Source organism: Collinsella sp. CLA-ER-H2 (assembly GCF_040092405.1).
Classification (GTDB): domain Bacteria; phylum Actinomycetota; class Coriobacteriia; order Coriobacteriales; family Coriobacteriaceae; genus Collinsella.
The window spans coordinates 20,971-40,272 of the sequence record NZ_JBBNLO010000017.1 but is presented as its reverse complement, the minus strand read 5'-3'; the positions used below and the strand labels follow the sequence as shown (position 1 = coordinate 40,272).

Below are 19,302 nucleotides of genomic sequence, written 5' to 3'. Positions count from 1 at the left end.
GGCTACTCCTCCCCTCGAGCGGCGGCCAGCGCCTGGGCCAGCGTAAAGTTGCCCTCGTAGAGCGCACGACCGGTAATGGCGCCTTCAATCGCGCCCTCACCCACCGCGGCCAGCGCGCGGATGTCGTCGAGCGTCGAGATACCGCCCGACGCCACGACGGGAAAGCCCGCGACCTGCGCCACATGGCGATACGCCGCCACATCGATGCCCGTCTGCATGCCATCACGCGCGATGTCGGTATACACCAGATGCTTAAAGCCCAGCTCGGTAAGCTGCGCCACGGCATCGTCGAGTGCCACGCCCGCGCCGTCGCGCCAGCCGTTCACCTTAACCTGGCCGTCGCGCGCGGCAATGTCGGCGACCAACAGCTCGCCAAAGCCCTGGGCTGCCACCTCAGCAAAACCCGGCTCGGTCACGAGCACGGTGCCCAGCGCAATGCGGCGAGCACCATAGCCTGCCAGCTCATCGATGCGTGCGAGTGAGCGAACGCCGCCGCCCACGTCCACGGACAGACCGTCGACGCCGCAGATGGCCTTAATTGCCGCCGAGTTGGCAGCGCATGTGTCCTCGTCCTCGCCAAAGGCAGCGGACAGGTCGACGACGTGCACCCAGTTTGCGCCCTGCTCGGCAAACGAGTGGGCGACGGCCACGGGGTCGTCGGAATATACCTTGCAGCGGCTGCGGTCTCCGCGCTCCAGGCGCACGACCTTGCCGCCGATCAGATCGATTGCGGGAAACAGGATCATCGGCCAACCTCCTCGACGATGCTGACGAAGTTCTTAAGGATACGCTGACCCAGCGCGGAGGATTTCTCGGGATGGAACTGGCAGCCCCACACGTTGCCGTGGCGCACGATGCACGGGAAGCTCCGTGTATAGTGCGTGCGCGCCAACACATCGGCGGCATCGACGTCGTCGGCCACCGCGTAGCTGTGGGTGAAGTACATATTGGCGCCCTCGGCAAAACCGGCGAGCAGCGGATCGGCTGCGCCGGCAGGCGTCATGTGCACCTGATCCCAGCCCACGTGCGGGACCTTCAGACGGCTCGACTCCAGGTGCGTGCACGAGCCACGCATGATGCCCAGGCCATCGACCCAGGGACCGCCGGCCTGCTCGGAGGCATCGTCGTCCGCGTCCGCGTCCACGTCCGCGTCCACGCCCTCGTCCGCAGGCACGCCCTCGTTGCCACGCTCAAAAAATAGCTGAAGACCCAAGCAGATGCCGAGCAGCGGAGTTCCGGCGGCAACGGCATCGAGCACGGCCACCTCCTCGCCGCTCTGGCGCATAAAGGCGATCGCGTCATAGAACGCGCCCACGCCCGGGATGACCAGGCCGTCGGCGTTGCGGATCTGCTCCGGATCGTCCGATGTGCAGGCGGCGGCACCGGCGCGCGCAAGCCCGCGCACGACGCTCGACAAGTTGCCCTTGTGGTAGTCGACCACCACGATCTTCGGTTCGCCCACGCGACCCCTCCACTTCTCATCATCCAAAACCACCACAAAGGTGCCTGTCCCCTTCGTGGTGGTTTTACCCTTGTGACGGTTATAGCGAGCCCTTGGTGCTGGGGATGCCCTGCGCGCGGGGATCGAGCTCGCAGGCGTGGCGCATCGTGCGGCCCACGGCCTTAAAGGCGGCCTCGATAATGTGATGCGAGTTGCCGCCCGCCAGCTCGCGCACGTGCAGCGTAAGTTTGGCATCGCGCGCAAAGGCATAGAAGAACTCGACAGCCAGCTCGGTATCGAAGCTGCCCACGCGCTCGGTCGGCACGGGCAGCTCGCAGTAGGCCTGGCCGCGACCCGAAATGTCCACGGCGGCCATCACGAGCGTCTCGTCCATGGCGATCGCCGCATCGGCAAAGCGCGTAATACCCGCTTTGTCGCCCAGAGCCTGGCAAAACGCCTCGCCCAGCACAATGCCCGTGTCCTCGACGGTGTGGTGCGCATCGACCTCCACGTCGCCCACCGCGTGCACCGTCAGATCGAACAGGCCATGACGGCCAAAGGCGTTGAGCATGTGGTCGAAAAACGGTACGCCGGTCGAGATATCGCACACACCGGATCCATCCAGGTCGAGCTTGACGACAATGTCGGTCTCGCCCGTCTTGCGGGTTACCTCGGCATAGCGGTCCATCTACATCTCCTCCTTCACCAGCGCGGCAAACGCGGCCAGCACCTCGTCGTTTTCCTGCGGGGTGCCCACGGTAACGCGCAGACAATTCGCGAGCCCCGGCGCGTAGCTAAAGTCGCGCACCAGAATCGAATACTCGTCGCGCAGACGCTCGCGCACGCGCGTGGCATGCGGCGTGCGCACGAGCACAAAATTCGCCGCGCTCGGCCATGCCTCCACGGGCATGCCCTCGGCAGCCATTGCGCGCAGGGCGCACAACTCGCGCTCGCGCTCGGATGTAACTTGCGCCACCACGGGTGCATACGCATCGCGAGCACGCACGCAGGCAAGCGCTGCGGCCTGGCTCAGCACGTTGACCGAGTAGATCTGGCGAATCGCCGCGAACACGTCGATGACCTCGGACGCCGCGATCACATAGCCCAGACGCGTGCCGGCGGCGCCAAACGCCTTGGACAGCGTATGCAGAATCACCAGGTTGGGATGCTCGGCGATAAGTCCCTGTGCCGTGGTGGCCGCGCCAAACGAATCGTCGGCAAACTCAACGTAGGCCTCGTCGACCATCACCATGCCGGGGCACGCATCGCACAGCGCCGCGACAAAGTCGAGCGGTGCCACGTCACCCGTGGGGTTATTGGGCGAGGTCACGATCGCCAGATCGCACTCGGGAGCCGCCGCAAGCACCGCCGCCTGGTCGAGCTCAAAGGTCGTCGGGTCGCGCCACACGTCGCGCACTTCGGTCTGGCACAGCGACGCAAAGAACGCGTACTCGCTAAAGCACGGCGGGCAGTTGAGCAGGGTCCGCCCCGCGCCGCCAAACGCCAGCAGGTAGTTATAGAGCAGCTCGTCGCCGCCGTTACCCACGCAGATATTCTCGCGCGTCACGCCATGCCAGGCGGCCAGCTCGTCGCGCAGGTCGTTGGACATGGGATCGGGATAGCGGTTGAGCGGTGTGGCGGCAAGCGCCGCATCAACCGCCTCGCGCACGCCGGCCGGCACGGGATAGGTGTTCTCGTTTGCCGAAAGGTTGATGCGCGTGGGCGTAAAGTTTGGATCGTAGGGCTCAATACCGGCCAGATAGGGCTGGACGAGCTCCTTCATGCGGGACGTCAGCTCGGCCATATTAGGCCTCCTTGCCGGTCGGGGCGCCATCCTCGCCCGCAGCCGCCGCCAGGTCCACGCCCTCGGCGACCGTCGCGGTCGCATCGCCCGGCCAGGCGACCTTGGTCAGGTCGGCCGCGGCCAGCGACTCGGCACTCACGGCATCCTCGCCCTGCTCCAACACGCGGCGGCGCAGTGCGGCCGAAAGAGCGTGTGCCCACAGGCCCTCGGCCTCGGCCAGGCGCTGCGTAGCGGGAGCGTCAGAGAGCAGGCCCTCGGGCGTATAGCAAATGACGCTCGAGCGCTTAACGAACTCTTCGACCGAAAGCGGGTTGGAGAACATGGCCGTGCCGCCGGTCGGCAGCGTGTGATTGGGGCCAGCAACATAATCGCCGAGCGGCTCGGAGCTCCAAGCGCCCACAAAGATGGCGCCGGCGTTGCGAATGCCGCCGAGCAGGCTCATCGCGTCCTTGCAGTGCAGCTCAAGGTGTTCGGGTGCCACGGTGTTCACGGCCTCGACGGCGGCAGCCATGTCGGCGGCCACCACGATGGTGCCCTCATTGTCGAGCGAGGCGCGCGTAATCTCGGCGCGTGGCGACTGCGCTACCAGAATATCGATACCCGCCTCGACCTCACGCGCAAACTGCTCGTCGCAGGTCACCAGATAGCAGGCTGCCAGTGGATCGTGCTCGGCCTGGGCCATCAGGTCGGCCGCGACCACCATGGGCTTGGCCGTGGCGTCGGCCAGCACGCAGACCTCGGAAGGACCGGCGACCATGTCGATACCCACGTCACCCGAGACAATCTGTTTGGCAGCGGCGACAAAGGCGTTGCCCGGGCCGGTGATTTTGTCGACGCGCGGAATGGTCTCGGTACCGTACGCCAGTGCGGCCACGGCCTGGGCGCCGCCCACCATATAGATCTCGTCCACGCCGCCGAGCTTTGCCGCGGCGAGCGTGTAGGGGCTTATCAGGCCGTCCTTTTGCGGCGGGGTCACCATGACCACGCGCTCAACGCCGGCGACCTTGGCGGGAATGGCGTTCATGAGCACCGTGGAGGGATACTGCGCGCGGCCGCCCGGCACATAGATGCCGGCCGCAGCAAGCGGGGTCACCTTAACGCCGAGCATCGTGCCGTCCGGGCGCGTGGTAAACCAGCTCTGCTCGACCTCACGCTGGTGGAACTCGCGAATCTGGCGTGCAGCCTTTTCGAGCGCCGCGACAAAGGCCGGATCGAGGCCTTCGAGCGCGGCATCGATCTGCTCCTGCGGCAGGCGAAAACTCTGCAGCTCAACACCGTCAAAACGCTGACAGTAATCGCGCACCGCGGCATCGCCGTTGGCGCGCACGTTTGCCACGATATCGCGGGCGGCGTCGACGATGTTTTGCGGCAGCACGCCCTTGCGATTGAGCTGATTGGTAACGAGGCGCTCGCCGGGAGCAAGCTTGATGGTCTTCATATCGGTATCCCCTATCGGTCGAGGTTATGTTCGAAAAACGAGAGGCCGGGCGGCGGCGCCAGTCGACCCGCAGCCCAGACGTTGGGGCGCCCGTGCGTGCTCGCGCTATTGTGCCGAGCCCGCAACGGGCTCAAAATGCCTGTCCTTCACGGCTACCGCCAAGCGATCAGCCAGATTGCGTACGCGCGGATCCAAGCGCGCGGCACCTGGGTTGACGAAGAAGCGGGCCGTACAGTCCATGATGCGACCGGTGATGACCAGGTCGTTGTCACGCAGCGTGGCGCCCGTGGCGGTAATGTCCACGATGCGGTCGGTCATGCCGACAATGGGACCCAGCTCGATGTTGCCGTGCAGCGAAACGATGTCGGCGTTCACGCCGCGCTCGGCATACCAGGCACTCGCGATGCGCGGGTACTTGGTTGCCACGCGAAGCGACCCACGGCGGGCATAGTTGCGCTCGGCCTGACCGGCGCGCCACGCGGGCTCCGCCTCGATAAACGTGCACAGGCCGTAGCCCAGGTCGACCAGCTGCAGCAGGTTGAGGTCCGCCTCGATAAGCGAGTCCCAGCCGCAGATGCCGCAGTCGGCACCGCCGCAGCCCACAAAGGCGGGCGCGTCGCTGGGACGCACGATGACAAACTCGATATCGCCGACCGCGCCCTCACCGGCACGCGTGTCGCGGCCGCGCACGATGAGGTGACGGCCGGGGTCACGCAGCTCAGAGACGTCCAGGCCCGCGGCCTCGAGTACGTCGAGCGTGTCGGCCTTGAGCGAGCCCTTGGGCACGGCAATGCGAAGCGGACCCTCGGCGCCACGGCCCACGGCGTGGTCGCCATCGGAAGCGGCGTCCTCGACCGAAGTTCGCGCGGCTTCCAGACGCTCGAGCGAAAAGGCAAAGCCCGCCGCCGGCGCCTCGATGCCGTCGCCGAACGCACCGGTAAAGATGGAGTCGTAGCGACCGCCCGAGCCCACCGGATCGGGCAGGCCACCGGCATAGGCCTTAAAAACCAGGCCCGTGTAGTAATCAAAAGAGTTCATGATGGAGAAGTCGAAGGACAGCACCTGGGCGTCCTTGGGAGCCAGGCCATCGACCAGGGCACGCATCTCGCGCGTAAGCGGCGCGACAATGCCCGCCGCCGCCAGCAGCGCGTCGACGCGATCGAGCACCTCGGCACCACCGTGCAGGCGCGGCAGCTCGCTGATGGCAGCCTTGACGGCCTCGGGCTCGGCGCTTGCCGCCACACGGGCATCGAGGCCCACAAAGTCGTTGGCGTGTACGCAACGCAATGCCTCGGCAGCCAGTTCGCGATCCTCACAGGCCGCGAGCAGTTCCTTAAACGGACGAACGCTGCCCGCAATAATGCGCGCATCGGGCAGCGCCAGCTTGCGCATGGCCTCCGCCACCAGCGAGACGATCTCGACATCGCCCGCGGTGTCGCCCACACCGATAAGCTCAAAACCCAACTGCGTAAACTGACGCGAGCCGCCGGCATTGCGCTGGCACTCGCGAACCACCGGCGCCTCGTAGCGAAGGCGCAGCGGCAGATCGGCCGCGCGCATGCGAGTCGAAACCAAGCGCACGATCGGCAACGTGTTGTCGGGACGGACCACCAGCAGGCGACCGTCATCATCAAAAAGCTTAAACGGCGTGTCCGCGATGCGGCCGCCTTCCTCGAGCGAACCCTTGTCCTCGAGCAGCGGCGTCTCGACCGGAAGGTAATGATGCTCCCTAAAGCAGCCCTTCACCGTCAGCGCAATCTCCTCGCGCGCCTGAGCCTCCTCGGGCAATATGTCCCGGAATCCCCACGGTGTGGCCGTCATCTGGTGAGCCTCCTCATGCTGTGTTTCGTATAGAACAGAAGACCGGCATAGCTCCGCCGGTCTTCTGGGTACTTTAGCATACTAGAGTGTTTGCGGGGAAAATCCATCGCAGCCGCTCACGCCGTATTCATTTGGAAACATAGGGCAGATCGCCGCAACCCAAACCCGCCTAGGCGCCAATCGCACGACGATACTCTGCCATTACCTGCGCATCGGCAGCTGCGGGGTCGGCAAAATAGCGCCCGTCATAGGTCTCGGCCGAAACAACTCCGCGATAGCCGCGCGCCACCAGCCTATCCAGGTCGGCGCGCATATCGCGGTCGCCGTCACCCCAGGCAAGATGCGTCGTGCCATCTGCCGCAACATCGACAAAATGCACGTGGGCGACATCATCGCCAAGCAGATCGAAATAATCGTCGATGGTATCCCCCGCCACCGCCATAGCGCCCAAATCCAGACACGCCTTAAGTGCCGGATGATCAACCGCCTCGATCATGTGCTTCGTATCGGCCGCCGAGTTCACGATCATCGACTCAACCGGCTGTAGGGCCTCGAGTACCAGTCGCACGCCGCGCTCTCCCGCATGCTCGGCAATCGCACGCAGCATCGAGGCGCTGCGACCCCACGCGTCCTCGATCGGCTCGTTCAAAAATGCCCAGCCGCTCGAGACCATGACCTGCTCGGCTCCAAGTTCCGCCGCAATATCTACAACGTTCTTAAAGTACGCGAGTGTGCGGGCACGTGCCTCATTCCCGCGCGCCGCGATATTCCACGGCTTGGGGTTGTTCTGTTCGGGACAAAGCCCCACAATCCGAACCCCATACCGCTGCGACAGCTCCCGCACCTGCTCGAGCGAATCGTATCCATGGCAATCGACATACAGATGCATCGCTCCGGTCCAAAGCTCGCAACACGTGTAACCCGAGGCCGCTGCCGAAGAAAAGAATTCCTCAAGGTCAAAATAACGATGGCTGATATTCATGACGGCAAGCTGCGGATACTCCATCTTGTCCACCTTTCGGCAAAAGGGCGCCGCAGCACAGTGTGCGCGACGCCCCCTCTTACATTGTTCTCATTATGACGGATACTCTACTGGACACCAAGCACTCCAAAGAACGCACCAGCGATACTCACGAGCAGGATCACGAGCATGATGAGCAGCGGATTCATCTTCTTCTTGAGCATGAGATAGACGATTCCAAACAGCCCCATCGTGACAAAGCCCGGGAAGATTCCGTTGAGCAGCTCGGCCAGCGTCTGAGCACCATCGCCCGCGCCGACCATGAGCGGAATGTCCACGGTGACCATCTCCATGGTCATAGCACCGATCACCATGGCGCCCATGATGGAGGCCATCTTGACGATCGTGTCCATAATGCCCGATTCCTGGACCTTGCTGATCATGTCCGAGCCAAAGCGATATCCCACAAACGTCAGCAGGTAACGGATGATGTAGTGAGGGACGTTGAACACGAGCAGGAACAAAATCGGGCCAAGAATAGAGCCCTGTAGCGCCAGCGACGTGCCGACACCCGTTGCCAAAATTCGCAGCGTGCCCCAGTAGAAGGCATCGCCCACACCGGACAGCGGTCCCATCAAAGCAAGCTTGACATTTGAGATCGCGCTCGTGTCAAAGCTATCGTCAGTAGCGTTGACCTCTTCCATTGCAGCGGCGATGGACATGGGGAGCGTCGAGATGTACGGCGTGACGTTATAGAGCTCCATATGGCGCTTAAGGGCGGCCTTAAAGTCCGCATCCTGCGGATACAGCTTGCGAAGAATCGGCATAAGGGCCCACATAAAGCCGATATGGCCCATACGCTCGTAGTTCCAGGAATGCTCATAGGGAATCGAGCGCCAGAACAGCTTCTTAAGGTCTGCGCGGGAAATCAGCCCGTCGTAAGAAGACTCAAACTTAAAACTCATCGAACCCACTCCCAATCGCAGGATCCTCGGTTGCCACTGCGGGCTGCTCCGCTTTTTTCTTATCACCCAAAACCGTCATCGCGACGACGATGATCGCGGCAAAGATCGCCACGCCCGTCGTGCTAATGCCAAAGTAGGCGACGAGGAAGAAGCCAGCGAAGAAGAACGGAGCCACCGTTTTGTTCATAATCATCTGCGCCAGCATCGCAAAGCCGAGTGCGGGCAAGAAGGCGGCGGCGACATCCATGCCGGTCTGAACGAAATCGGGGATGATGTTGAGCAGGCTGGCAACAGCATCGGCGCCAAAGAAGAATGCCAGGGGAATAATCAGCAGGCCGCACCAGCTCTGCGCGTAACCGGCGATGAGCATGTTGCGCGTGATGGCCTTGATGTCTCCGTCCTCGACGTTTTTGTCGATACGGTGCACCAGCAGCAGCATCACCGGCTGGCCCAGGGCGGTATCGAGCGCCAGGACGATCGTTGCGATAGGAATGCCCAGGGTCAGGGCCGCCGAAGCGTCCGCGCCGGCCTGCATGGCAAGAGATACGCCCAGGATAGTGCCGGAAATCGTATCGGGCGGGTTATAGGCGCCGACCGAGATGGCGCCGACCATGGCAAGCTCCATCGTGGCGCCCATGATCGTGCCGGTCACCATGTCGCCCATGACAAGGCCAACCAGAGGTCCGAGCACGATCGGGCGCTGGAGGTAGCTCGTGCCCGTCAGCCACTCGGAATAACCCAAAAGGGCAATAAGGAAAATCAGGATTGTCTTGATAACCATGGCAGCCCCTAACCGATGACCTTCGCGGCGTCAGTCTTCGCATCTGCCGGAATCATCTGAATGAACAGCTCGTAGCCCTCGCCGAGTAGCTCTTTGACGTATGCCTCGTTTTCGGGCGTAAGGAACACGCTCGTCGAGACCTGGCGGGCATTCTCGCTAAAGGCAACATTGCCGAGGTTGATCTTCTTGACTCCCATCGCCTTGGCGACGGCACCGGCCTGCTGGATCGTCTCGCAAACCACGAAGAGCTTGTACTTATCGGTCACACCGCTCTGGAGCGCCTTGACGGCGTCCTCAGTGTTTTTGACGACGACCTTGCAGCCCTCAGGCTTTGCAAGGGACAGGGCCTGTAGACGAAGCTTGTCATTGAGGACCGTGTCGCTCACCAACAGGATGCAATCGGCACCCAGAGCCGAGGTCCAGCTAACGGCAACCTGGCCGTGAAGCAGTCGATAATCTACACGAATCATCTGAATCATGATGTGCTCCCTAGTGGTTAAAACTCATCGAGCTCGGCCTGCCCCAGCAGGTCGTTGACGTACTTGACCTTGGTGTCGTCCGCCTCGACGATCTGGCGAATGGCCTCATCGATCGGGGTGGATTCGGGCACGAACAGCAGCTGAATAAGGAGCGGCAGGTTCATATTGGTCACCAGATGCGTGTTGGGACGCGTCTGGACGATCTTGGTGAACTCGTTGTTGACACTGCCGCCAAAGAGGTCGGTGCAAACGACGACCTCATCGTCCGCGGCAAAGCCGTCCAGAATCGCTGCGGCCTCCTTGGTCAGGTCCTCGTTTCCGTCGACATACATAGAGAGCGCATGGACGTTTTCGCGCTCGCCGGAAAGCAGGCCGATGCTCTCGACGATTCCAGACGCAAAATGAGCATGGGACGCCACGATAAACTGCCTCATTCGATTCCCCTTCCTAGCGAATTTCGGCATAAAAATGCCCGGACGCATGCGCCCGGGCAGGGTGCTTCTTAAATGAGTGGTCAACTATTAGTAGTCGAACTGGTGATAGTAACGACGGTAGTTGAGGTTGTGCTTGGTGACCGTCTCGTAGTAAGCGGCAAGGCGATCGGTGATCAGCGAGGAGAGGATCCACGGAGACACGATGACGCGGAACTCGTCGTCAAGGCCGGGAATCGCGAACTCGGCGGTGTCGATGATGTTGATGTCGGTGTCGCCGGTCACGCCGCGGTTGAGGAAGGCGCGGACGCGCTCGTCGAGCTTGCGGTTCTCGTCCTCGCCCATGAACAGGAAGACCGGGACGCCGGGCTCCACGAGCTCGAGGGTGCCGTGGAAGAAGTCGGCCGAGGTGATGTAGCGGGTGCGCTTCCACTGCATCTCCTCGAGGATGCACATCGAGAACAGGATCGTCTCGCCCCACAGGGCGCCGGAGCCGATGAACATGGTGTAGGGGGCCAGGGCGTACTTCTTGGCGAGCTCCTCGGCGCGCGGCTCGAAGCTCTTGCGGATGTCGACCAGGTGGGTCCAAACGTCCTTGGTCTGCTCGATGAACTTATCGAACTGCGGGAAGCAGCCGCGGCGGTTGAGCAGGCGCAGGCCGAAGCAGTCGGCGAGGTAGTAGCCCATCTCGCAGCCACCGTTACCATGATCGGAAGCCATCTTGACGCAATTCTCGGCGCCCACAGCCTGGCCAATGAGACCCTCGGGCTTGGTCATGGCGTAGACACGAATGCCCTTGTCCTTCATCTTCTTGACGGCCTCGAGGACCTCGGGGGTGGTGCCGGACTCGGAGGCGGTGAGCACGACGGACTTCTCGGTCATGCGCTTGTGGCCCATGGCGTTCCACTCGGCGGCGTGGATCAGGTAGACCTCGAGGTCGCGGTCGCCGAACTTGTTCATGAGGTACTCGAGCTGCATGAGCTCGTCCCAGGTGCCGCCGACGCCCATCAGGAACACGGCGTCGTAGCCCTCGTCGGCGACCTTGTCGGCGAGCGCGGTCATCTTCTTGCCGGCCTCGTAGACGTTCTTGCCGTCCTCGACGTAGCCCTCCTGGCTAAAGTGCATGATCTCGATCTTCTCGGTTTCCTTCATGGCTTTTCCTTTCTGTCCTGCACGCGAATCTATACATCGCGTTTCTTTTCGATACCAATTATAGACATACACCCAACGTGTTTTTAATACCACTTTTCAATCTGTTCCAATCCTCGGTGAACGGTCGAAATTCTCTGGTGAGTGGTATTAAATTAGAATTGGATGTATAGCTAACGCCCCCGGCGTCTCCCTTGTGTGACAAAGAACAGCGTTCCTACCAGCGCAATAATGGTCGATGCTCCAAACAGTACCGTCTGGACGCCCAAAGCCTCCGCCAAAAACGGAGCCGCCAGCAGCGGCACCACGCCGGCGCTCATCAGGCCAAAGCGCACAAAGCCGGTAATGCGACCCAGGTATTTGATGTCGGCGCGCTCCTGAATCAAGATCATCTGCAGCGGCTCCAGGAACCCCCAGGCCAGACCGTTAATCGCCTGACCGACAATCGCGACCCCCAGCATATCGGTGCCCACGTACACCATGGACCCAATGCCCACGGCCATGAGCGCGCCGAGCAGCAATCGTAGGTTGACATGGCGAGCAGAAAGCTTGGTCAGGATGAACGCGCCCACCGAGGAAGTGAGGCCCACGACCGAGGACAGCCAGCCCAGCCAGACGATATCCACGTTGAGCACATCACGGTAGAACAACGACTCAAGCGAATCAAACGCGCCAAACGCAAAGAATCCCAAAAAGCCCGAGATAAAGATGAGGCGCAGGTCGTGGTCGCGAAACGTAAGTCGCGCACCCTCGGCCATGCCGCCCAGAATACCGCCCTTCGGCTTTTCCCCTTTTGCGGGAACAACGCACTCGTGACAGCCCAAGGAGAGCACGGCCGCCACACCCATCATGCCCGCCATGAGCAGGTAGACCGATTGCGTGGCAAAACAGCTCACGATGGCACCGCCGAGCAGCGGGCCAGCGGTATAGGCGATATTGCTGTAGAACACCATGAGACCGTTCACGCGGGTACGGCCCTCGGTGGTCGACTCCAGGTATCCCGGAAACGCATGCGTGCAGGTGTTGATAAAGCCGCCCGCAAGTCCCAAGACGCACGCGGCAAACACAAGCCCGGGGACAGACAACGGCGCTAACCCCACGCCAAGCGATAGCACTGCCGTAATCACGCACGTCACAAACGACGTCCGGCGCGGTCCAAAGCGATCGATGACCGAGCCCGACACCATATTGCCCACCGACGTCATAAGATTGCGCACGAGCGTAATGGCGGCAACCAAAAAGGCCGTGCCGGCCAGATCATACGTGGCCGCACCGATAAGCCCCAAAAAGTAGACCGCGTTGTTGGCGCACCACTGCAGGGACTCAATGAGAATCAGCCTGACCTCTGCCGGCGTCAGGCGCATTGCTTCGCGATCCTTCGCGAACATACGAACTCCTTCTATACAAAAAGGGGATGGAGGGCATAGGCCTGCTCCATCCCCTTTCCAGGTTGCAACGAAAATCTATGCAGCCGGGCCCTTACGCCAGCACGCCGAAGAACGCGCCGATGATGCCCACGACCATGGTGGCCACGATCAGCACCATGGGGTTGATCTTCTTGGACAGCAGCCAGTAGTACAGCCAGAAGGCGATCATGCCGAGCATGCCGGGCATGATGCCGTCCAGGATGTCCTGGAGGGTCTGGGCGTCCTCGCCCGAGCCGATGGCGACCGGGATGCTGGCCCAGAACATGTCCTTGCACATGGCGCCCACGACCATGACGCCCACGATGCCCACGCAGGTCATGATCTTCTGCATGAGGCCGGTCCTCTGGGCCTCGTCCAGGAAGCCCACGCCCAGCTCGTAGCCCTTGACGGCGCCCCAGACGCGCAGCGCGAAGCCGGGGACGTTGTAGATGAGCAGGAAGGCGATGGGGCCGAAGGGGTTGCCGGCCTGGCACAGGCTGATGCCCACCGCGGCGGCGACCACGCGCAGCGTCGACAGGAAGATGGAGTCGCCGATGCCGGACAGCGGGCCCATGAGGGCGGCCTTGACGTCGTTGACGCTCTCGGGCTCGATCTCGCCGCGGGCGACCTTCTCCTCCATGGCCATCGCGATGCCGCCGACGAACGGGGCGAACTGGACGGTGATGTTGAAGAACGCGCAGTGGCGGTGCAGGGCCTCGGCGTAGTCGTCGGGGCGGCCGGCGTAGATCTTCTTGAGCATGTTGGCGACCATCAGGCAGAAGGCGATGTTCATCTGCTTGTAGTAGGTCCAGGAGAACTCCATGCCCAGGGCGCCGACGTTGACGGCGCTCTTGACGAGGTCGGAGCGCGTGATCTTGTTCTCGGGACTAGAAGTCATCGTCCTCATCCCCTTCCGCGGAGAGCTGGGGCTGGGCTCCGCCCAGGCCGAGCAGGTCGAACTTGTCGATGCCGATGATGATGGCGATCAGGGCGACGCCCAGGACGGGCACGTTGGCGTAGGAGCACAGCAGGAAGCCCAGGAAGTAGAAGGGCACGAGCTGCTTGGTGAGCACCAGGCGGCCGAGCATGGCGAAGCCCATGGCCGGCAGGATGTTGGCGGCAACGCCAAAGCCAGCAAGGACAAAGGGCGGGATGAAGTCGAGCAGGCCCTGGATGGCGTCAGCACCCAGATAGAACGACAGCGAGCACAGCAGGAACGCCATGATGATACCGGTCAAACCGATCAGGAAGTGCATCGCATAGACACCCTTAAGGTTGCCCTGGCCGGAGAAGACATCAGCGCGGTCAACCAGAATCGGCAGGGCGGCGTTGAGGATGTTCTTGATGGCAAGGCACAGCGTGGCGATGGGCATAGCGAGCGCGATGGCTGCCTCGGTGCTCTGGCCCAGCTGGATAGCGAAGGCGCAGGCGAGCACGCCGCCGATCGTCTCATCAGGCGGCACGTAGGCGCCGATGGAGATCGAGCCCATGAACAGAAGCTCCAGGCTGGCGCCGATCGCGAGGCCGGACTGCAGGTCCCCCAGCACCAGGCCCACGAGCGGGCACAGGACAATGGGGCGGAACGCATAGAGCGTACCGAGCTGGCAGTCGAACTTACCAAATGCGGCGATAAGTCCGATGAGGATTGCTTGGGTAAGCATATATCCCCCTTTCCTAATAGGACACTACGAAGAGCTCAGACTCTTCGAAATTGAACGCCTAGAGCACGCTGGCGCAGTCAACCTTGGGGTCATCGGCCAGGGGTCGAATCTCGACCTCAACGCCACGATCCAGCATCTCGCGCACATCGGCTTCCTCGGCCGCGGTCAGGAAGATCTGACGAGAGACCTGACGAGCATCGGGACGCTTCTCGTCCTTGGGCTTGGTGTTGCCCAGGTTGACCGACTTGATCTGCGGGCAGCCCTCAACAAGCTGCTTTGCCTCAGCAATAGTGGCGACACAGATGATCATCTTGTACTTGTCGGTCACGCCCGAGTTGATAGCTTCGATTGCATGCTCCATATCTTTGATGACGAGCTTGCAGCCGGCAGGCTTGCCCATCTTAAGCGTCGTCTTCCACACCGGGTCGTTAGCGACCTTATCGCCCACGCAGAAGATGCAGTTGGAGCCAAGGCCCTGAACCCAGGAAACTGCGACCTGGCCATGAAGCAGGCGATGGTCAACGCGAAGTAGCTGAATCATAATGTGACCCCCCAAAGGTCTTGTGCCGTCTTACGGCGTGTCAGTAGGTGCTGCGGATTAGAACTCTTCTTCCTCGTCGTCATCGACCAAAAGATCGTTGACAAACTTCACGCGCGTATCGTCCGCAGCGACGATGGCGCGAATCGTCTCCTCAACCGGCGCCGACTCGTCAGAGAACAGCAGCTGGATGAGGAGAGGAAGGTTCATGTTGGTAACGAGGTACGTGCGGGGACGCGTCTGGACGATCTTGGTGAACTCGTTGTTGACGCTGCCGCCAAAGAGGTCGGTGCAGACAACGACATCATCGTCAGCAGACATGCCTGCCAGCAGTTTTTGGGCCTCCTCGGCCACGTCCATGCGGCCATCGACGAACATCGAAAGATCGTGGACGTTGTCGCGAGCGCCCGAGAGCAGTTCGACGCTCTCCTTGATGCCGGTAGCGAAGTGCGCATGGCTGGCGATGATGTACTGTCTCATTCTGTGTTCCTCTCAATAGCCCGGCACGTTCCCGCACCCGTTTTCTTTAGTAGTCGAACTGGTGATAGTAGCGACGATACTTGAGGTTGTGCTTGGTGACCGTCTCGTAGTAGCGAGCCAGGCGGTCGGTCACAAGCACCGTCAAAATCCACGGGGAGACGATGACGCGGAACTCGTCGTCAAGGCCGGGGATCGCGAACTCGGCGGTGTCGATGATGTTGATGTCGGTGTCGCCGGTCACGCCGCGGGTCAGGAAGGCGCGGACGCGCTCGTCGAGCTTGCGGTTCTCGTCCTCGCCCATGAACAGGAAGACCGGGACGCCGGGCTCCACGAGCTCGAGGGTGCCGTGGAAGAAGTCGGCCGAGGTGATGTAGCGGGTGCGCTTCCACTGCATCTCCTCCAGGATGCACATCGAGAACAGGATCGTCTCGCCCCACAGGGCGCCGGAGCCGATGAACATGGTGTAGGGGGCCAGGGCGTACTTCTTGGCGAGCTCCTCGGCGCGCGGCTCGAAGCGCTTGCGGATGTCGAGCATGTCCTTCCAGATGTCCTTGGTCTGCTCGATAAACAGATCAAACTTGGGGAAGCAGCCACGGCGGTTGAGCAGGCGCAGGCCGAAGCAGTCGGCGAGGTAGTAGCCCTTCTCGCAGCCGCCCGAACCATGGTCAGAAGCCATGGCGACGCAGTTCTCGGCACCCACAGCCTGGCCGATGGGGCCCTCGGGCTTGGTCATGGCGTAGACGCGCACGCCCATGTCCTTCATCTTCTTGACGGCCTCGAGGACCTCGGGGGTGGTGCCGGACTCGGAGGCGGTGAGCACGACGGACTTCTCGGTCATGCGCTTGTGGCCCATGGCGTTCCACTCGGCGGCGTGGATCAGGTAGACCTCGAGGTCGCGGTCGCCGAACTTGTTCATGAGGTACTCGAGCTGCATGAGCTCGTCCCAGGTGCCGCCGACGCCCATCAGGAACACGGCGTCGTAGCCCTCGTCGGCGACCTTGTCGGCGAGCGCGGTCATCTTCTTGCCGGTCTCGTAGAGCGCCTTACCGTCCTCGAGATAGCCCTCCTGGTCGAAATGCATGATCTCGATCTTCTCGGTTTCCTTCATTTGTCTCTCCTTTCTGGGGTTGTTTCCACATCCCCCATGCCAACGGGCATCAAAACCCGCTTACATTCCGTAACACTCGGCCGCTTTGGCCTTAAGCGCATTGACTGACTCTTCGTAGCCCTCTGCCTTGACCTCCATTTGCTTGGAGACGGCATCGAGATACGGGTGCACGTCCCATGACTTCAGACGCTCGGCGATCATTGCCGCAATCGTCTGGAAGAACACAAGATTGGGAATTGCGCTGAGCAGCGGAGCCACCTGAGGCACCGCAACCTCGTGAGCCTTGCCCTTGGGATGGGCCGTGAGCAGCACCGTTTTTGTCGTAACGTTCGATAGCGCATCGGCGATATTCGCAAGACGCTCCGACCCCTGCGGATCGTCGACAATAAACACCAGATAGCCCGGAACAATCTGCATCTCGGGACCGTGGACGAACTCCTCGCCTTCGTGATGCATGGCAGGAATCTTGATGGTCTCGCTCAGCTTGAGGGCCGCCTCCTCGGCAACACCGTAGTTGGGGCCGTTGCCGACGACCATGGCGGGCATGTGCTCAGAAAGCTCGAGCATGCGGTCTTGGACATATGCCTCGGCGGTCTTGCACATCACGGCATTGGCATGGATAGCCTCGCGCAGGTCGTCAAGACGCTGGGCAATGCCCTTGGCGTCAATCGTTCCGCGCGCCTGACCGCCGAAAATACCAAAGAGCACCAGGTACTCAACGAGAACCTCGACGCCCAGAGTCACAAAATCCACCGACTCGACGCCCACACCGTAGTCAAGAACGATGTCAGTGTGCTCCTTGATGGGCGCCTCGACGTTCGCCGTGAGCGCAACTGCAGCCATATCGTGTGCGCGCATGTAATCGAGCGCCGCAATCGTATTGGTCGAATAGCCACTCTGCGAGACGGCGATGTTGAGCGCATGCTGCGGATAGGTGTGTTCAAAATCGACGAAGGCCTCGGGCGTCACAACAGACACCTGCATCTGCAGCGCATCTTGCAGGTAATCGCGGGCGCAATCGGCGGCATGACGCGACGAACCCGAAGCAACGATGCGCAGCGCGTCAAAAGAACCGGACTGGAAAATATCAACGAGCTGCGCCACCAGCTCAGACGAACGCTCGAGGTTCTCCCCCATACGCACATGGGCAAGCTGAACGTAATCGAGCATCTTCATCGTCTCACCTCGAAACAAATCATTAGTATTTGATACCAATCACAGTTACATGTTACGGCCTTTTGATACCTCTTTGTCGATCAATTTATTCCCTTCGGCGAACGGTCGATTTTGAGCCCTGTAAGGTTGTACTTACAGCCGGTCAAATTGCCCAAACAGACCGGCTGTTACCGCGCGTGATGCAAAACACCAGCTAGTACGTATAGGTATATCCACCCGCATCACCGCGGTTAAACGATTTGACGTACTCGATCGCTTGGCCGCCCGCATCGAAGCTTACGCACTCCAGCGTCAAGGCAAGATCGCCCTGCTCCAGTCCAAGCAGGCCGGCATCTCGCGCGCCCAGCGCTTCGATATCGAGCTTTTCCTGTGCCATAACTGGCTTTCGGCCCAGCATCTCATAGGTCTCGTACAAACTGAAGACCGACACGTCAATATCTTCGATGGTTGGAAACAGCAGGCACGGGATGAACGCCATCTCAATCGATACAGGGTCGCCGTTGACGCAGTTCAAACGCCGAATCGAATACAGCAAATCATCCTCGGCGATGCCAAACAGGTCGGCGTAGTATGGCCCCGCATAACGCTTGGAACGCGCGAGAATACGGACGGACGGCTCGCCGCCCAAAGCACGGACCGATTCACGGAAACCGCCCGTGCGTTCAAAAAAAGCAGGTACTTTCTGCGCCACAAAGGCACCTTTTCCCCGAACACGGCGAATCTGCCCGCGCCGAACCAGCTCATCGACAGCGCTTCGGATGGTCAAGCGTGTCGTACCAAATTCCTCGGCGAGGTCTTTTTCGGACGGAATCATGGAACCCGTGGGATATATACCGCGCTCGATACGCTCCTCGATGCGGCGTCGAATGCGCATATAGACCGGGGTGGCATCTACTGTTTCAGCCATTGTTCACCTGCCACGCTCCTCATGCCGTTCTCTTCGCCGTTATCGGCAAAGCGGAACTTTGTGGGCAAAATCACCGATTTGCAATGCTCCACAAAACGCATGTCCTTATCCAATTCGATCGTGCTCTCATAGAACACCGGCGTTCCCTCTTCTTGCTGGAGCAGCTCGGCCTCTTCGGCGTTCAAACGCGAGATGGAGATATGCTCACGTCCATGCTCAACACGCACGCCACCTTCTTTGAGCAAGACATCGTAAAGGCTCTCGCACTCAAAATCGTGCTCGATAAGCGATGGGCACAGGGACAGGTTAACGTGAGCCGTCTCGATTGACGCCGGCTCGCCCTCAATAAGTCGAACGCGCTGCATGCGAAGCAAAGGAGCGCCTACAGACACCCCAAGCTTGTCGGCAAGTGCCTCATCCGCCTCGATGGTCCCGATGGAAACCAGACGAGAAGAGGGGTGCAGGCCGGCAGTCCGCACAGCATCGGAGAAGTTATACGTTTCCTGGAAGATGTTCAGCGGCTTGGGAGGGCACACATACGTACCCGATCCGCGACGGCTCTCGAGCGTTCCACACGAGATGAGCCGCGTGATACCGGCGCGCAACGCCGTGCGCGAAACGCCGATCTCTTCGCACAGCACGCGCTCGGCCGGCAGGCGATCGCCGCCGGCAAGCTGGTGGTGCTGGATATACCAAAGAATTCCCTCAACAGCACGATCTTTGGGGGGAATTGCATAAGATTCGCCTGCCATTGCA

The 19,302-nt window shown here is 61.3% G+C and carries 21 protein-coding genes; all 21 read right to left on the bottom strand.

Annotated features, from left to right (window positions below):
* Positions 1–2: 2 nt before the first annotated feature.
* Positions 3–746: a HisA/HisF-related TIM barrel protein gene (locus tag AAAX59_RS06295; RefSeq protein WP_349071145.1), complete on the bottom strand. Its 744-nt coding sequence runs from the start codon at positions 744–746 to the stop codon at positions 3–5.
* Positions 743–1,462 (bottom strand): imidazole glycerol phosphate synthase subunit HisH, encoded by a 720-nt coding sequence (locus tag AAAX59_RS06290; protein WP_349071144.1) that lies wholly within the window; start codon positions 1,460–1,462, stop codon positions 743–745. Before AAAX59_RS06290 ends, AAAX59_RS06295 begins: the two co-directional genes overlap by 4 nt.
* A 79-nt stretch (positions 1,463–1,541) precedes the next feature.
* A complete protein-coding gene (gene hisB / locus AAAX59_RS06285; protein WP_117736027.1) occupies positions 1,542–2,129 on the bottom strand; it encodes an imidazoleglycerol-phosphate dehydratase HisB in 588 nt (195 codons plus the stop codon).
* On the bottom strand, positions 2,130–3,245 hold the full coding sequence (hisC, locus tag AAAX59_RS06280) for a histidinol-phosphate transaminase (RefSeq protein WP_349071143.1): 1,116 nt from the start codon (positions 3,243–3,245) through the stop codon (positions 2,130–2,132).
* Position 3,246: 1 nt separating this feature from the next.
* Positions 3,247–4,683 carry a histidinol dehydrogenase gene (hisD, locus tag AAAX59_RS06275; protein ID WP_349071142.1) on the bottom strand — a complete coding sequence of 479 codons (1,437 nt, stop codon included), beginning with the start codon at positions 4,681–4,683 and terminating at the stop codon, positions 3,247–3,249.
* A 105-nt stretch (positions 4,684–4,788) separates the two neighbouring features.
* Complete coding sequence (hisG, locus tag AAAX59_RS06270) at positions 4,789–6,504, bottom strand: ATP phosphoribosyltransferase (protein ID WP_349071141.1); 1,716 nt, start codon at positions 6,502–6,504, stop codon at positions 4,789–4,791.
* A 169-nt stretch (positions 6,505–6,673) separates the two neighbouring features.
* The gene (locus AAAX59_RS06265) at positions 6,674–7,510 is read right to left on the bottom strand and encodes a sugar phosphate isomerase/epimerase (protein WP_349071140.1); all 837 of its coding nucleotides are present in this window, start codon (positions 7,508–7,510) and stop codon (positions 6,674–6,676) included.
* A gap of 83 nt (positions 7,511–7,593) precedes the next feature.
* Positions 7,594–8,430 (bottom strand): PTS system mannose/fructose/sorbose family transporter subunit IID, encoded by an 837-nt coding sequence (locus AAAX59_RS06260; RefSeq protein WP_117564887.1) that lies wholly within the window; start codon positions 8,428–8,430, stop codon positions 7,594–7,596.
* On the bottom strand, positions 8,420–9,211 hold the full coding sequence (locus AAAX59_RS06255; protein ID WP_349071139.1) for a PTS sugar transporter subunit IIC: 792 nt from the start codon (positions 9,209–9,211) through the stop codon (positions 8,420–8,422). Before AAAX59_RS06255 ends, AAAX59_RS06260 begins: the two co-directional genes overlap by 11 nt.
* An 8-nt stretch (positions 9,212–9,219) precedes the next feature.
* Positions 9,220–9,690 carry a PTS sugar transporter subunit IIB gene (locus tag AAAX59_RS06250; RefSeq protein ID WP_117564885.1) on the bottom strand — a complete coding sequence of 157 codons (471 nt, stop codon included), beginning with the start codon at positions 9,688–9,690 and terminating at the stop codon, positions 9,220–9,222.
* 17 nt (positions 9,691–9,707) lie between these two features.
* Positions 9,708–10,124 (bottom strand): PTS fructose transporter subunit IIA, encoded by a 417-nt coding sequence (locus tag AAAX59_RS06245; protein ID WP_117743676.1) that lies wholly within the window; start codon positions 10,122–10,124, stop codon positions 9,708–9,710.
* An 87-nt stretch (positions 10,125–10,211) separates the two neighbouring features.
* On the bottom strand, positions 10,212–11,273 hold the full coding sequence (locus AAAX59_RS06240; RefSeq protein ID WP_349071138.1) for an SIS domain-containing protein: 1,062 nt from the start codon (positions 11,271–11,273) through the stop codon (positions 10,212–10,214).
* 170 nt (positions 11,274–11,443) lie between these two features.
* Positions 11,444–12,658, bottom strand: coding sequence for an MFS transporter (locus tag AAAX59_RS06235; protein ID WP_349071137.1), 1,215 nt, complete (start codon positions 12,656–12,658; stop codon positions 11,444–11,446).
* Positions 12,659–12,749: 91 nt separating this feature from the next.
* A complete protein-coding gene (locus AAAX59_RS06230) occupies positions 12,750–13,583 on the bottom strand; it encodes a PTS system mannose/fructose/sorbose family transporter subunit IID (protein WP_195622533.1) in 834 nt (277 codons plus the stop codon).
* Positions 13,564–14,337: a PTS sugar transporter subunit IIC gene (locus AAAX59_RS06225; protein WP_349071136.1), complete on the bottom strand. Its 774-nt coding sequence runs from the start codon at positions 14,335–14,337 to the stop codon at positions 13,564–13,566. Before AAAX59_RS06225 ends, AAAX59_RS06230 begins: the two co-directional genes overlap by 20 nt.
* Positions 14,338–14,395: 58 nt before the next feature.
* The gene (locus AAAX59_RS06220; protein ID WP_099432286.1) at positions 14,396–14,878 is read right to left on the bottom strand and encodes a PTS sugar transporter subunit IIB; all 483 of its coding nucleotides are present in this window, start codon (positions 14,876–14,878) and stop codon (positions 14,396–14,398) included.
* Between the two features lie 57 nt (positions 14,879–14,935).
* The gene (locus AAAX59_RS06215; protein WP_035137739.1) at positions 14,936–15,355 is read right to left on the bottom strand and encodes a PTS fructose transporter subunit IIA; all 420 of its coding nucleotides are present in this window, start codon (positions 15,353–15,355) and stop codon (positions 14,936–14,938) included.
* 46 nt (positions 15,356–15,401) lie between these two features.
* Entirely contained in the window at positions 15,402–16,463 is a 1,062-nt protein-coding gene (locus AAAX59_RS06210) for an SIS domain-containing protein (RefSeq protein WP_271747061.1), read from the bottom strand.
* Positions 16,464–16,523: 60 nt separating this feature from the next.
* Entirely contained in the window at positions 16,524–17,639 is a 1,116-nt protein-coding gene (locus AAAX59_RS06205; RefSeq protein WP_349071134.1) for an SIS domain-containing protein, read from the bottom strand.
* A gap of 193 nt (positions 17,640–17,832) precedes the next feature.
* Positions 17,833–18,513, bottom strand: a complete 681-nt coding sequence (locus tag AAAX59_RS06200; RefSeq protein WP_349071164.1) for a GntR family transcriptional regulator — start codon at positions 18,511–18,513, stop codon at positions 17,833–17,835.
* 17 nt (positions 18,514–18,530) lie between these two features.
* Positions 18,531–19,298, bottom strand: a complete 768-nt coding sequence (locus tag AAAX59_RS06195) for a GntR family transcriptional regulator (RefSeq protein WP_349071132.1) — start codon at positions 19,296–19,298, stop codon at positions 18,531–18,533.
* Positions 19,299–19,302: the final 4 nt, after the last annotated feature.